At 62.1% G+C, this 15,391-nt stretch carries 11 protein-coding genes; 3 read left to right on the forward strand and 8 right to left on the reverse strand.

The window, feature by feature from the left end; all coding sequences use genetic code 11:
- Positions 1-255: 255 nt before the first annotated feature.
- Positions 256-1,419, forward strand: a complete 1,164-nt coding sequence (locus ACF8SD_RS06200) for a type III PLP-dependent enzyme (RefSeq protein ID WP_029885071.1) — start codon at positions 256-258, stop codon at positions 1,417-1,419.
- A gap of 105 nt (positions 1,420-1,524) precedes the next feature.
- Here the strand turns inward: ACF8SD_RS06200 and ACF8SD_RS06205 are convergent, their stop codons facing one another.
- Positions 1,525-2,274, reverse strand: a complete 750-nt coding sequence (locus ACF8SD_RS06205; RefSeq protein ID WP_029885072.1) for a tetratricopeptide repeat protein — start codon at positions 2,272-2,274, stop codon at positions 1,525-1,527.
- A gap of 2 nt (positions 2,275-2,276) precedes the next feature.
- Entirely contained in the window at positions 2,277-2,957 is a 681-nt protein-coding gene (locus ACF8SD_RS06210) for a Fe2+-dependent dioxygenase (protein ID WP_392484090.1), read from the reverse strand.
- A gap of 220 nt (positions 2,958-3,177) precedes the next feature.
- Between ACF8SD_RS06210 and ACF8SD_RS06215 the strand changes: the two genes are divergently transcribed.
- The gene (locus ACF8SD_RS06215; protein WP_392484091.1) at positions 3,178-5,481 is read left to right on the forward strand and encodes a TonB-dependent receptor; all 2,304 of its coding nucleotides are present in this window, start codon (positions 3,178-3,180) and stop codon (positions 5,479-5,481) included.
- A gap of 227 nt (positions 5,482-5,708) precedes the next feature.
- The gene (locus tag ACF8SD_RS06220; protein WP_392484100.1) at positions 5,709-8,264 is read left to right on the forward strand and encodes a PepSY domain-containing protein; all 2,556 of its coding nucleotides are present in this window, start codon (positions 5,709-5,711) and stop codon (positions 8,262-8,264) included.
- Between the two features lie 102 nt (positions 8,265-8,366).
- Here ACF8SD_RS06220 and ACF8SD_RS06225 read toward each other — a convergent pair whose 3' ends face one another.
- From ACF8SD_RS06225 to ACF8SD_RS06250, 6 genes are all read right to left on the reverse strand, one after another.
- Positions 8,367-9,158 carry an amidohydrolase gene (locus ACF8SD_RS06225; protein WP_029885485.1) on the reverse strand — a complete coding sequence of 264 codons (792 nt, stop codon included), beginning with the start codon at positions 9,156-9,158 and terminating at the stop codon, positions 8,367-8,369.
- A complete protein-coding gene (locus ACF8SD_RS06230; RefSeq protein ID WP_173887657.1) occupies positions 9,146-10,294 on the reverse strand; it encodes a pyridoxal phosphate-dependent aminotransferase in 1,149 nt (382 codons plus the stop codon). Before ACF8SD_RS06230 ends, ACF8SD_RS06225 begins: the two co-directional genes overlap by 13 nt.
- Positions 10,295-10,643: 349 nt before the next feature.
- Complete coding sequence (locus ACF8SD_RS06235) at positions 10,644-11,690, reverse strand: RHS repeat-associated core domain-containing protein (protein WP_392484092.1); 1,047 nt, start codon at positions 11,688-11,690, stop codon at positions 10,644-10,646.
- A 299-nt stretch (positions 11,691-11,989) separates the two neighbouring features.
- The gene (gene der, locus ACF8SD_RS06240; RefSeq protein WP_009682028.1) at positions 11,990-13,453 is read right to left on the reverse strand and encodes a ribosome biogenesis GTPase Der; all 1,464 of its coding nucleotides are present in this window, start codon (positions 13,451-13,453) and stop codon (positions 11,990-11,992) included.
- A 116-nt stretch (positions 13,454-13,569) separates the two neighbouring features.
- On the reverse strand, positions 13,570-14,712 hold the full coding sequence (gene bamB / locus ACF8SD_RS06245) for an outer membrane protein assembly factor BamB (protein ID WP_392484093.1): 1,143 nt from the start codon (positions 14,710-14,712) through the stop codon (positions 13,570-13,572).
- A complete protein-coding gene (locus ACF8SD_RS06250; RefSeq protein WP_009682030.1) occupies positions 14,713-15,354 on the reverse strand; it encodes a tetratricopeptide repeat protein in 642 nt (213 codons plus the stop codon). It lies immediately after the preceding gene.
- Positions 15,355-15,391: the final 37 nt, after the last annotated feature.

Here is a 15,391-nt window from a genome sequence, read left to right on the forward strand (position 1 = left end):
CGCTTGAAACACCACCGGGAACATCAGCCGGTCATATGAGTCGTTTATTCAAACGACAGGTGGCCGATCAACGCCGATCACGCCAGGATTGCCTGTTGATTCTGCATTCTTCACGCCCTAAAGTGCGCGCCGAACGTCCATGCTGGAAACGATCCATCCGGCTCAAGTACTGAGTAGGCGAACCAAAGTGGGGATACGGAGGACGTTCAGCTTGCAGCCACTTAATCTTTCAGTTTGCCCATGGAGTCCCTGAGCATGTCGATCCAGGTCGAAGACTATTTCGCGCGTGATACCTTCCAGAAAATGAAGGCGTTCGCCGACAAGCAGGAAACCCCGTTCGTACTCATCGATACCCAGATGATCAGCCAGGCCTACGACGACCTGCGCGCCGGTTTCGAATTCGCCAAGGTCTACTATGCGGTGAAGGCCAACCCGGCCGTCGAGATCATCGACCTGCTCAAGGAGAAAGGTTCGAGCTTCGACATCGCCTCGATCTACGAGCTGGACAAGGTGTTGGGCCGCGGCGTCAGCGCTGACCGCATCAGCTATGGCAACACCATCAAGAAGTCCAAGGACATCCGCTACTTCTACGAGAAGGGCGTGCGCCTGTATGCCACCGACTCCGAAGCCGACCTGCGCAACATCGCCAAGGCCGCCCCGGGCTCGAAAGTGTACGTGCGTATCCTCACCGAAGGCTCGACCACTGCCGACTGGCCGCTGTCGCGCAAATTCGGCTGCCAGACCGACATGGCCATGGACCTGCTGATCCTGGCCCGCGACCTGGGCCTGGTGCCCTACGGCATCTCCTTCCACGTCGGTTCGCAACAGCGCGACATCAGTGTGTGGGACGCCGCCATCGCCAAGGTCAAGGTGATCTTCGAGCGCCTGAAGGAAGAAGACGGCATCGAACTGAAGCTGATCAACATGGGCGGTGGCTTCCCGGCCAACTACATCACCCGTACCAACAGCCTGGAAACCTATGCCGAAGAGATCATTCGCTTCCTCAAGGAAGACTTCGGTGACGAGCTGCCGGAAATCATCCTCGAACCTGGCCGTTCGCTGATTGCCAACGCCGGCATCCTGGTCAGCGAAGTGGTGCTGGTTGCACGCAAGTCGCGTACCGCCGTCGAGCGCTGGATCTACACCGACGTGGGCAAGTTCTCCGGCCTGATCGAAACCATGGACGAAGCCATCAAGTTCCCGATCTGGACCGAGAAGAAAGGCGAAACCGAAGAAGTGGTCATCGCCGGCCCTACCTGCGACAGCGCCGACATCATGTACGAGAACTACAAGTACGGCCTGCCGCTGAACCTGGCCATTGGTGACCGCCTGTACTGGCTGTCGACCGGTGCCTACACCACCAGCTACAGCGCCGTGGAATTCAACGGCTTCCCGCCGCTGAAGGCCTACTACCTGTAATGCACAACGGGGCCGCGAGGCCCCGTTTTCATGTGTGCAGATGCCGAGATCAGCGCTGTCGAGGTGGGAGCCGGCTTGCCGGCGATTGGGCCAGCACAGGCAACTTCAAGCCTCGCGCCGTTCAATTTCCTCGGCATAGCGCGCGGCAAACGCCATGAGCACCGGCCCCGCGCCCTGCAGGGTCACCAGCGCCGCACGCAGGAAATTCAGGTTACCCTCGACCCGCGCACGCTCCAGCCAAGGCGCAGCCTCGGCCACCTGGCCACGCTCGACCAGCACCAGCCCCAGGCTGAACATGCCGCGAAAATCCCCTGCCTCGGCCGACCGGCGATACCAGCGCACCGCACGCGCTGGGCTGGGCGCGGTGGCAATGCCCTGCTCCAGATAGCGCCCGTACAGGTTCATCGACTTGGCATGCCCCTGCTGTGCGGCCTTCTCATAGCACATCAGCGCCTGCGCCTGGTTGGCCGGCACACCACGCCCGGTGGCCAGCAGGTTACCCAGGTTGTACAGCCCCCAAGCAAGCCCGGCATCGGCGGCGCGGGCATAGTGCACGGCGGCTTGCGCCAGGTTTACCGCGCCGCCCCAGCCATGCTCCAGGCAACGCCCGAGCATGTTATGTGCCATGGCGTTGCCACCTTGCGCGGCAATGGCAAACCAGCGCCGGGCAACCTCGGCGTCGGCTTCTATCCCGCGCCCATCGAGCAGGATCTGCCCGAGCAGCAACTGCGCTTCGACCACGCCCTGCCCCGCCGCTGCCAGGATGGCCTGGGCCGCCTTGCCCGGGCTTTGCTCAAGCATGGCCCGCAACCCGGCCACGTCCAGCACTTCCTCACGCCGCAACTGATAGCCCACGGTCAGACCTCGGCCCAGCGGCGCAGCAGGTTGTGGTAGGTGCCCGTCAGTTGCAGCAACGCAGGGTGTTCTGGCACATCGGCCGTCAGTTGCTGGATGGCATTGTCCATTTCGAACAGCAGCGCGCGCTGGCTGTCCTCACGCACCAGGCTCTGGGTCCAGAAGAAGGCGGCATAGCGCTGCCCGCGGGTAACCGGGTTGACCTTGTGCAGGCTGGTGCCGGGGTAAAGCACCAGGTCACCGGCCGCCAGCTTGACCTGCTGCTCACCATAGGTGTCCTGAATGACCAGTTCCCCCCCGTCGTAGCTGCCCGGGTCACTGAGAAACAGCGTGGACGACAGGTCGGTACGCACGCGCTCGGGGCTGCCCTTGGGCTGGCGCAGGGCATTGTCGATGTGAAAGCCGAAATTGCCGCCCTCGCGGTAGCAATTGATCAGTGGCGGGAACACCTTGTGCGGCAACGCCGCCGAAAGGAAGCGCGGGGTTTTCCACAGGCGATCGATCAGCGCGGTGCCGATTTCCTTGGCCAGCAGGTGCCCTTCTGGCAGTTGCAGGTTGTGCTTGGCCTTGGCCGACTGGTAACCGGCAGTCACCTTGCCATCGGCCCAGTCAGCCTGCTCCAGGGCCTCGCGAATACGGGCCAGTTCGTCAGCGGCGAACAGGCCTGGGATGTGCAACAGCATGGCAAGGTTACCGTCGGGAACTGTAAAGGCCCAATGATATTGATTCCCTTTTGCGCTACACAAGCCTTTTCGCCGCTTACGACGTTTCAGCCGAATGGAAACTTAAGGGCAAATTGTAAAGATTGTAAATTCTTCACGAATGGTAACGAATCTCAATTGTTAGTCACAATCGCTTACATTAGTATCCGCCGCCTCACCACCTTGGGGAAGGTTTCCAGCAATGCGCCAGTCCGTACCATCTGCAGTAAGCTCACCGCGCCTGATCGTTAGCGCCATAGGCATCGCGCTTGGCGCATCGTCGGCCTACGCCGCCGACCCAGCGGCCAGCAGTGCCATCACCCTGGATGCCACCAGCGTGAACGGCAAGGCTGAGCAGGCCAGCAGCGACTACAAAACCGAGCGCGCAGCTTCGCAGAAGTACACTGCACCATTGGTGGACACCCCGCGCTCGGTCACGGTGATTCCGCAACAGGTGATCAAGGATACCAATGCCCTGACCCTGCAAGACGCGCTGCGCACCGTGCCAGGCATTACCTTCGGCGCCGGCGAAGGTGGCAACCCGCAAGGCGACCGCCCGTTCATTCGCGGTTTCGATGCCCAGGGCGACACCTACCTGGACGGCGTGCGCGACACTGGCGCACAAACCCGCGAAATCTTCGCCATCGAGTCGGTTGAAGTGGCCAAGGGCCCGAACTCCGCCGTGGGTGGCCGCGGGGCAGCGGGGGGTACCATCAACCTGGTGAGCAAGCGCGCGCACTTGGGCAACTCGCTGGACGGTGCCTGGACCTGGGGTAGCGACCAGACCCAACGCTATACCTTCGACGGTAACTACCAATTCAGCGACACCGTGGCCGGCCGCCTGAACCTGATGACCCATGAAAGCAACGTCGCCGGCCGCGACAAGGTGAACTACGACCGCTGGGGCATCGCCCCGTCGCTGGCCTTCGGCCTGGGCACGCCGACCCGCGTCAACCTCGACTACTACCACCTGGAAAGCGACGACCTGCCGGATTCGGGCATCCCGTACAGCATCCCGGTGGCTGGCAGCGCTGCCCGTACTTCGGCCCACCCGAGCAAGCCGGATGATGGCGGCGACAGCGACAACTTCTATGGCCTGAGCGGTCGCGACTTCCGCAAGAGCCGGGTGGATATCGCCACCTTCGCCATCGAACACGACCTGACCGACACGCTGACCGTGAAGAACACCCTGCGCCACGGTAACAGCATGCAGGACTACATCCTCACCCAACCGGACGACAGCAAGGGCAACGTCAACAACGGCAGCGTCTGGCGCCGGGCCAACACCCGCGTTGGCAACACCGCCACCACCACCAACCAGACCGACCTGTTTGGCGAGTTCTACCTGGGCGGCATGAAGAACAGCTTCTCCACCGGCATCGAGCTGAGCCGCGAAGAAAGCGACCGCTCCAGCTACACTGTCAACACCAACACCGGGCTGAATGCATCCGTGTGCAACCCCAGCCTGATCGGCGCCAACAGCGGCTACAACTGCACCTCGCTGAGCAACCCGAACCCGGATGACCCGTGGAACGGCAGCATCGCCCGCAACTACGCCGGCACCGACACCAAGAGCGACACCCGCGCCCTGTATGTATTCAACACCCTTGAGTTGTCGCCTGCATGGCTGGTGAACATGGGCCTGCGTTACGACCACTTCGATACCCAGTACCGCACCTATGACGCTGCTGGCGCCACCGTGGTCAATGCCAAGGGCGTAGCCGCCAAAGGCAAGGATACCAGCGAGTTCGTCACCGGCCAGCTGGGCCTGGTGTGGAAACCGGCCGACAACGGCAGCGTCTACGTGTCCTACGCCACCTCTGCTACCCCACCGGGTGCAATGCTGGGCGAAGGCATGGAGGCCAACCCCCTGGGCAACACCACCGACCGTGCCGGCAACCTGTTGAGCAGCGACATGGAGCCGGAAGAAACCACCAACTACGAAATCGGCACCAAGTGGGACCTGCTCGACCAGCGCCTGTCGCTGACCGCCGCGCTGTTCCGCACCGAGAAGGAAAACGCGCGCGTTCAGGTGGATACCACAAGCTACGAGAACGTCGGCGAAACCCGCGTGCAGGGTATCGAACTGTCGGCCAGTGGCAAGATCACCGCCAAGTGGCAAGTGTTCGCTGGCTACACCTACATGCAGGCCCGCCAGATCGACGGCGGCCCGCTGGGCAAGGCCCACGACGGCAACCAGTTGCCGAACACCCCGAACAACAGCGCCAGCGTGTGGACCACCTACGCGATTACACCAAAACTGACCGTGGGGGGCGGTGCGTTCTACGTGGATGACGTGTACGGCAGCGTAGCCAACACCACCATGGTCGACAGCTACGTGCGCTACGACGCCATGGCTGCCTACAAGCTGACCAAGAACATCGACCTGCAATTGAACGTGCAGAACCTGACCAACGAGGTTTACTACGACAAGGCCTTCTCTACCCACTTCGCCAACCAGGCGGCTGGCCGCACGGCACTGCTGACCACCAGCGTGCACTTCTGATGCCGGGATTGGCTTGATCTGTTGAATGGGCTGCACCTGTACCGGCCCTCTTGCGGCGCACCTCAGCCTGTAGGAGCGGCTTTAGCCGCGAAGAGGCCGGTACAGGCACTATACAACCCTATAAACAACAGCCGCCCCGACCCCGTTCATTCCCTATGAGCGGGGCTTTTGCGTATCAAGGCATAATGCACGCCGCGCAGCATGCGGCAGAAACACAAGGTGATGATGTGGTGAAGAAGACGCTGTTCCAATTGCACTGGTTCTTTGGCATCACCGCTGGCCTGGTGCTGGCCTTGATGGGCATTACCGGAGCACTGTACTCGTTCCAGGAAGAACTGCTGCGCGCCTTCAATGCCGACGTGCTGAAGGTCGAGGTACGCGCCGAAGGCGTACTGCCGCCAGCCGAGCTGGTGCAACGGGTCGAAGCCCAGCAACACGAGCAGGTGTCGATGCTGTGGGTGGATGTGCGCGAAGGCAATGCCGCCCGTATCGTCTTCATGCCCGCACCGGGCGAACGCCGTGGCCTGCTGCGCTACGCCGACCCGTACACCGGCGAGCTCAAGGGCGAAGTGGCCGGGCAAGGCTTCTTCAACCTCATGCTCACCCTGCACCGCTTCCTGGCGATGGGTGATACCGGCCGGCAGATCACGGGCGCTTGCACCCTGCTGCTGGTGTTTTTCTGCCTGTCCGGCCTGTACCTGCGCTGGCCGCGCAAGGCGCTGAACTGGCGCACATGGCTGACCTTGGACTGGGCCAAGAAGGGCCGCGCCTTCAACTGGGACCTGCACGCCGTGGCCGGCACCTGGTGCCTGCTGTTCTACCTGCTGTTTGCCCTGACCGGGCTGTTCTGGTCCTACGAGTGGTACCGCGAAGGCCTGAACAGGCTGCTGGCCGATGCCCCGGCCGCTGGCCAGCAGCACAAACGCGGTGAGGGCCGAGGCCGCCACGGGCCGCAAAAGGTCGACCCCAATGCGCCGCCGCGGGTGGTCGACTACGATGCCATCTGGGCCAGCCTCAAACAGGCTGCCGGGCCCGGGCTGGCGGCGTACAACCTGCGCCTGCCACCGGCAGGCGGTCAGCCGGCCAACCTGTTCTACCTGCTGGACAGCGCCGACCACCCACGGGCCTTCAACACCCTGGTGCTGGACCCGGCCAGCGGCCAGGTCAAGCGCCAGGAGCGCTATACCGACAAATCCTTCAAGGCCCAACTGCTGCAAAGCGTCTACGCCCTGCACGTGGGTGAATACTTTGGCCTGCCGGGGCGCATCATCGTCACCATCGCCAGCCTGACCATGCCGCTGTTCTTCGTCACCGGCTGGCTGCTGTACCTCGACCGCCGCCGCAAGAAGCGCCAGGTGCGCGCCGCTCGCGGCAGCGTTGCCAGCAACAGTGGCAACGGCGACAGCTGGCTGATCGGTTTCGCCAGCCAGAGCGGCCTGGCCGAGCAACTGGCTTGGCAGAGCGCCGGCCAGTTGCAGGCAGCCGGCCTGCCGGTGCAGGTCCGCGCCCTGGCCGAGCTGGGTGAGGCAGACTTGCGCCAGGCCCGCCGCGCGCTGTTTGTAGTCAGCACCTTCGGCGACGGCGAAGCCCCCGACAGCGCGCGCGCCTTCGTGCGCAAAGTGCTTGGGCAACCCTGGGCGCTGAACAACCTCAGCTACGCCCTGCTCGCCCTTGGCGATCGCCAGTACCCGCACTTCTGCGGTTTCGCCCGCCGCCTGCAAGCGTGGCTCGCCGAGCGCGGGGCCAACAGCGCGTTCAGCCCGGTGGAAGTGGACAATGCCGACCAGGCTGCCCTGCAGCAGTGGCAGCAAGCACTGGCGCAGCTGACCGGGGCCCAGCCAGTGGCCGCCTGGCAACCGCCAAGTTTCGCCAACTGGACGCTGGTGCAGCGCAAGCTGCTCAACCCCGGCAGCCAGGGCCAGCCGGTCTACCTGCTCGGCCTGCAACCGCAAACCCCGGTCAGTTGGGAGGCTGGCGACCTGGTGGAGGTGCTGCCACTCAATGGTCCACCGCGGGTCGCCGCGTTCCTCAAGGGCATGGCGGTCGATGCAACCACAGCGGTGCAGGTCAATGGCCTGAGTGAAACCCTGGCCCAGGCGCTGGCCGGTCGCCAGTTGCCCACGCGCCGTGATCACCTGATCGGCCTGCAGCCGCAGGCGCTGGTCGATGCCCTGGTGCCGATTGGCAGCCGTGAATACTCCATCGCCTCGATCGCCAGCGATGGCGTACTCGAGTTGATCGTGCGCCAGGAGCGCCACGCCGATGGGCACCTGGGCCTGGGTTCCGGCTGGTTGACCGAGTACCTGCCGCTCAATGGCACGCTGAGCCTGCGCCTGCGCCGCAACAGCAGCTTCCACCTGCCGGGCCACGCCGCACCCATGATCCTGATCGGCAACGGCACTGGCCTGGCCGGCCTGCGCAGCCTGCTGCGGGCGCGGGTGAATGCGGGGGAGCAGCGCAACTGGCTGCTGTTCGGTGAGCGTAATCGCGCCCATGACCTGTTGTGTGGTGAAGAGCTGCAAGGCTGGCTGGCCAACGGCGACCTGGCACGGCTGAACCTGGCGTTCTCTCGCGATCAAGCCGAGAAAGTGTATGTGCAGGATGTGTTGCTGCAGCAGGCCGAGGCGTTCAAGCGTTGGCTGGCAGAGGGTGCGTGTGTGTATGTCTGCGGCAGCCTGCAAGGCATGGCTTCGGGGGTGGATGCGGCGCTCAATGGCATCCTTGGGGAGGCTGCTGTGCAGCAGTTGATCGAGGATGGGCGGTATCGGCGGGATGTGTACTGATCAGCCTTTGATGTAGCCGGCACTGGCCTCTTCGCGGGTGAACCCGCTCCTACATCGGTCGTTGTAGGAGCGGGTTTACCCGCGAAGAGGCCGGCCCTGCTGTCAGTGCAGCTCGAAGGTATCGGCATCCAGGTTGGCCGGGAACTTGGTGCGGTACGCCGCCAGCTCCGCCGCACTCAGCACCACGGTAAACACCCCGTCCGCCTCACCGGCACTCAGCAGGCTTTCACCCTGGAAATCCAGCACCTGGCTGTCACCGGAATAAGCAAAGCCCTTGCCGTCCGTACCCACCCGGTTCACCGCCGCCACGTAACACAGGTTCTCGATGCCCCGCGCCGGCAACAGGCGGTTCCAGTGCTGGCGGCGAGCGGCCGGCCAGTTGGCGGTGTACAGCAGCAGGTCGGTGTCCTGGGCGTCGCGGCTCCATACCGGGAAGCGCAGGTCGTAGCAGATCAGCGGGCGAATCCGCCAGCCCTTGAGCTCGAACTGCACCTGGCGCTCGCCCGGGGTGTAATGCTTGTGTTCGCCCGCCATGCGGAACAGATGGCGCTTGTCGTAGTGCAGAATCTCGCCATCCGGGCGCGCCCACAGCAGCCGGTTGCGGTGGCTGCCATCGGCCGCCTGCACGATCACGCTTCCGGTAATCACCGCGTTGTACTTTTTCGCCTGCGCCTTGAGCCATTTGTAGGTGGGGCCGTTCTCAGGCTCGCACAGGCTTTCCGATTGCATGGAAAACCCCGTGGTGAACATCTCTGGCAGGATCACCAGGTCCACTTCACCGGCCTGCTCAAGCAGTACCTCGAAGTGCGCGTAATTGGCCTCGCGGTCATGCCAGGCAAGGGTAGTCTGCACCAGGGCGATTTTCAGGTTCGGCAATGTGCTCAGATCGCGCATAGTTTTTCCGCTGCCTGGCGCAGCGTCTCCTCTCGTTTGGCAAAGCACAGGCGCACCAGGCGTTGCTCGGGGATGGGTTGCTGGTAGAACACCGACACCGGAATGGTCGCTACGCCGTGCTCACGGGTCAGCCACAGCGCCATGTCGACATCATTCAGGTCCGGGCGTATGTGCGAATAGTCCACCAGCTGGAAATAAGTGCCCGCCGTGCGGGTAAAGCGCAATCGCGAACCCTCCAGCAAGCCGCAGAACAGGTCGCGCTTGGCCTGGTAAAAGGCCGGTAACTCATCGATGTGCTCCGGGTGCTCAGCCATGAAGTCGGCCAACGCGCACTGCAACGGGGTGACGCCGCAAAAGTTGACGTACTGGTGCACCTTTCGCAGTTCGGCGCTCAGCGCCGGCGGGGCGATCACGTAACCGGTCTTCCAGCCGGTGACGTGGTAGGTCTTGCCGAACGAACTGACCACGAAGGCGCGCGGGTACAGCCGCGCATGGGCCAGCACGCTGGCGTGGCGTACCCCATCGTAGACCAGGTGCTCGTAGACCTCGTCGCTGACCAGGTAAATATCCCGGTCGGCGATCAGCTGCGCCAGCTGGTCGAGGTCTTCGCGGGTGATCAGGGCGCCGCTGGGGTTGTGCGGCGAATTGAGGATGACCATGCGCGTGCGCGGGCTCAGGGCATCGCTGAACTTCTGCCAGTCGATGCGGAAGTCGCCGTCGCTCAATTGCACATGCACGCAACGGCCACCGGCCAGCTCCACCGAAGGCGCGTAGCTGTCGTAGCACGGATCGAAGACGATCACCTCGTCACCGGCATGCACCACCGCCTGGATGGCGCAGAAGATCGCCTCGGTGGCGCCGGGGGTGATGGTCACTTCCTGGTCGGCATCCACCTGCGCGCCATACAGCCGCGCAACCTTGGTCGCCACCTGCTGGCGCAGGGCCGGCAGGCCGGTCATCGGCGAATACTGGTTATGCCCGGCGGCCACATGCCGGCCGACTGCATCGAGCAGCGCCTGCGGGCCGTTGAAATCGGGGAAGCCTTGCGACAGGTTGAGCGCGCCGGTCTGCACGGCGAGCTGGGACATGGTGGTGAAGATGGTCGTGCCGACATTCGGCAGTTTGCTGCGGATCATGGAGCCCTCTTTCCTGGGGTTTATCCGGCACGGGTGGAGTCCGAGCATAGCGGATCGAGCGGTCAGGAAAAAGGTTGAAACAATGAGGGCATTGCGCTGGATCAAAGGGCGCGATGGGGGCGCGGGCATGGACTCAGTAACGATACCGTCTAAGCAGCTTGGCATTAAAAGCGCCCCGCGACACGATGAAGCGGCAGGCACGGATGTTTATGTCCAGCTAGGAAGGCCGAGCGCGGCCTTGACCAGCGCTCGCCTGTTTTCACTGTCTGATTGTCCGCTCACCGCTTTATTGAACGAACCTGAGCGGGGCGTCAGATTATCGGCATTGAGGCGGCATTCGGGTCGCGCTTCATAGTTTCGGTTCTGGGTACTTTGGCAGGCGCCTCAGACCCCTACGAAGTTCAGCGACTTTATCGTGCAATGTCTCAATCTCCTGCTCAATTTCAGACAAAGAAAGGTTGTGTGCGCTTAGGCGATCGCGCTCACTAACCGAGCTTGCAATTAACTCTTCTTCTATCCAGCGAATCTCATTTCTATTAGCTCTATTAAGACTCCTGCGCTCCTTACGCTCTAGATAAACTTCCACCCATGCTTTACGTCTATCCGACGCACCTTTAAAGTTAGAATTAATTGCAGATTCGAACCTAGAAAACACGTTTATTGCGCGATCACCGAGCGCATCCATCTTATTAATTACACGCTTATAACGATCAGGATCGGCTCCTATAACAGAATCCAAATACGATACAGATGAAATTAATTCTTGTTGTGCGGAAACTAAGTTAGTACGATGGGATTCTTCCAGTTTTGCAGGAGTCCCCAAGCGGGGGTGATACTTGACATCGCCAATCTCTGCCTCCAATCTCGACACCGCGCCAGCGATCCGCCTCATAACTTGGCTGGTAGTATAATATCCCCTCACACGGCCCCGATATATGGAAGAGTTCGGCATGTGACCACTTGAGTCGGTGTAATTAATCGGATCTCCATTGCAATAACCATATGCGTTCAATACCCTGAAAGGTGCAAAACTATCTGGGGAATTGAATCTCATACCCTTGAATAATCTGTAGCCATTTCCTAGCAGATAACCTTGGGAAAAATCATCATAATGTTCACCATTGAACCCCAGCAAAGAGCGCCCCGAAAAGAGGGATGAACAATGGCCATAAGCAGTATAAGCAAGCTGCTCCCGCCCACTCTCCTGTGCCACGCCAGTGACAGAGCCGGCTCTATCAACCGACAACAGGCTGACGCCATCTACACTACCTATTCTCAACTCAGCCAATGATTGCCCTGCGACCCGAAACACAGTACGACTGCCTTGATCACAAAGGCTCGCATGCATGTAACCGCCACAGTAAAAAAGCTTCAAGGATTGACGCTGAATTTTCATGCTCAAGTCCTGAGTGACAGACGACTGAATTGGGCACAAGTCTTTCAAGTCTGACAGCAAGTGACAACTGTCATTTTTACCAGGCAGGGCGAGTAACAGCACTTGGCCATGGGCGTGATGAAACTGTAGAGCTGGAGCGTAGCGGATCGAGCGGTCAGGAACAGGTTGAACACTAAGGGATTGCATTGGATCAAAGGGCCTCTTCGCGGGTGAGCCCGCTCCCACAGGGAAAGCGCAATCCTTGGGAACGGCGTAGTACCTGTGGGAGCGGGCGAGCCCGCGAAGAAGTCGACGCGCAATCAGCGCTTGTCGCGGCGCTTCTTCTCGGCCTTCTTGTGGTGCGACATCAGGCGGCGCTTCTTGTTGACCTGGCGGTCTGTGAGGGTGTTCTTCTTGCCCTCGTACGGGTTCTCACCGCCCTTGTATTCGATGCGGATCGGCGTGCCGACCAGCTTCAGCACACGGCGGTAGGTGTTTTCCAGGTAGCGCGAGTACGACTTCGGAATCTTCTCGGTCTGGTTGCCGTGGATCACGATCAGCGGCGGGTTGGCCCCGCCGAGGTGGGCATAGCGCAGCTTGATGCGACGACCGTTGACCAGCGGTGGCTGGTGCTCGCTCACCGCATCTTCGAGGATTTGCGTCAGGCGGCTGGTCGGCCAGCGGGTGACCGCCGACTTGAAGGCAGCCTGCACCGACTTGTACAGGTTGCCCACGCCAGTGCCATGCAAGGCGGAAATGAAGTGGATGTCGGCGAAGTCGACGAAGAACAGCCGGCGCTCCAGCTCGGTCTTGACGTAGTCACGCTCGCCCGGCTGCATGCCGTCCCACTTGTTCAGGGCAATGACGATCGCGCGCCCGGCTTCCAGGGCAAAGCCCAGCAGGTTCAAGTCGTGGTCGACCACACCTTCGCGGGCGTCCATGACGAAGATCACCACGTTGGCGTCCTTGATCGCCTGCAGCGTCTTCACCACCGAGAACTTTTCGACTTCCTCGTGGATCTTGCCACGCTTGCGCACACCGGCAGTGTCGATGAACGTGTACTTCTCGCCATCGCGCTCGAAGGGAATGTAGATACTGTCGCGGGTCGTGCCCGGCTGGTCGTACACCACCACACGCTCTTCACCGAGCATGCGGTTGACCAGGGTCGACTTGCCGACGTTCGGGCGGCCGATGATGGCGATCTTGATGCCATCCTTTTCGCTCGGGCCGGGAATGCGCACCGCTTCTTCGCCTTCGGCGACGTCGGCGTCCAGGGCTTCTTCGACCTGGTCGCGCGGCAGGTGGCCGAGCACGGCTTCCATCAGCGCGTTGATACCGCGGCCCTGGGAGCCGGCTACCGGAATGGCGTTGCCCATGCCCAGCGGCGAGAACTCGGCGCGGGCCACGTCGGCGTCGATGTTGTCGATTTTGTTGGCGACCAGAATCGCCTCTTTGTTGCGCTTGCGCAGGTGCTCGGCAATCATCTGGTCGGCGGCGGTCATGCCGGCGCGGGCATCGACCAGGAACAGGACGTAGTCGGCCTCCTCGATGGCCATGAGCGACTGCTCGGCCATTTTCTCGTCCATGCCCACTTCGTCACCGGTGATACCGCCGGTGTCGATCAGGATGAAGGAACGACCCTGCCAGCTGGCATCACCATACTGGCGGTCACGGGTCAGGCCCGACAGGTCACCGACGATGGCATCGCGGGTCTTGGTCAGGCGGTTGAACATGGTGGATTTGCCGACGTTCGGGCGGCCCACCAGGGCAATTACGGGAACCATCGGCTCTCCACTCTCGAATTCTTGAAAATGCAAAGGCCGCTGCAAGGCAGCGGCCGGAGTACGGGCGGCGCTTCCTGCGCCGCGGCTTGAAGCCCGCCAAGGCTTCAAGCATAGCTTCAGCGGATGGTCAGTGCCTCGAGCTTGCCGCTGTTGCCGAAGACATAGATGGTGTCACCGACCACAAGTGGGCGGGCGCGCAGGCCATCGCTGTCGATACGCTCACGGCCCACGAAGCGACCATCGACCTGGCTCAGCAGGTGCAGGTAACCTTCGAAGTCGCCCACGGCCACGTAGCTGGAATACACTTCCGGCGCAGAGAGCTGGCGACGGGCCATGCTGTCGTTGGACCACAGGGCGCTGGAAGTGCGCTCGTCGACACTTTCGACAGTGCCTGAAGCTTCGCTGACGTAAACGTTACCGAAGCCCTGGGCGACACCCACGTAGCTGGAGGCATCACGCTGCCACAGCACACGGCCGCTTTCCAGGTCCAGGCCCGCTACGCGGCCCTGGTAAGTGCTGACATACAGGGTTTGACCAGACAGCAGCAGGCCGCCATCGATGTCGACCACGCGCTCCAGCTCGGAACGGCCCTGGGGAATGGCCACGCGGCTTTCCCACACCGGCACGCCGTTGTTGATGTCCACCGCCACCACCTTGCCGGTCGACAGGCCGGCAATGGCCAGGCGGTTGGTGATGATCGGCGCACCGGTGCCACGCAGGGTCAGTACGGCCGGGGTGTTTTCGTAGATCCAACGGCGGTCGCCGGTAGCGGCGTCCAGGCCAATCAGGCGGTCGTCCTGGGTCTGCACCACGACCACGTCACCGTTGTTGGCAGGCGGGGCCAGCACTTCGCTGGTCACACGGGAGCGCCAGCGCTCTTCACCGGTGCTGGAATCCAGGGCAATGACTTCACCCTTGAGGGTGCCGAGCATGACCAGGCCGTAACCCACGCCCACGGCGCCGGAAACCGGCAGCTCCAGGTCCTTGTTCCAGACCACGTCGCCGGTGATGCGATCGAGGGCATAGACGTCGCCGTGGACGTCGGAAGCGTAGATGCGGTCGTTCTCGATGGCCGGTACCAAGGTGTTGTAGGTTTCACCCTGGCCGTCACCGATCGAACGGCTCCACTGCTTCTTCAGCACCACTTCCTCGGTGAACTTGGTCAGCTCGGCCGGGGGCAGTTCCTTCTTGCTGTTGCTGCTGCAACCTGCGGCCAGTACGGCCAGGGTCAGCACTGCTGCATGTTTCCAACCGATCACTTACGCGTCCCCTTTAGCCAGGTCATCCAGCTTCAATTGCAGGCCACCGACTGCGGCGTCATCGGACAACGCAGCCTTGGCTTTCTCGTAAGCGCTGTGCGCGTCGCTGGCGCGACCCAGTTGCACCAGCAGGTCACCCTTCAACTCTTCACGGCTGGCCAGGAACGCCTTGTCGGCATCACCGTCAAGCAGCTTCAGGGCGTCTTCGGCCTTGTTCTGGGCGGCCAGCACGCGAGCCAGGCGCTGGCGCGAGATTTCGCCCAGGGTGGCATCGGCAGGCTTGTCCAGCACACCTTTGAGCTCGGCGGCGGCGTCGTCGAGCTTGCCGCTCTCGACCGCGACCTTGGCCACGAACAGGCTACCGTACTGGGCATAGGCCGTACCGCCAAACTCGCTCTTGAGCTTGCCGGCCAGTTCCGCGACCTTGGTGGCGTCGGGCTGACCGCTTGGCGTCAGGCTGGTTTCGAGCAGGGCCTGGTACAACTGCGAGGCCCCTTGCGACTGGTTGTTCTGGTACTTGTGCCAGGTATTCCAGCCCAGCACCACCACACCTGCCAGCAATGCGCCGGTCAGCAGCGGCTTGCCATTGCGGTTCCACCAGTCCTTGACCCCTGCCAGGTCATCATCATCAGTACTCGACACCCCAATACTCCTTTTCGCCTATTCGTTGTTGAACCGC

Source organism: Pseudomonas sp. CJQ_9, from assembly GCF_043106615.1.
In the GTDB taxonomy this organism is placed as follows: domain Bacteria; phylum Pseudomonadota; class Gammaproteobacteria; order Pseudomonadales; family Pseudomonadaceae; genus Aquipseudomonas; species Aquipseudomonas juntendi.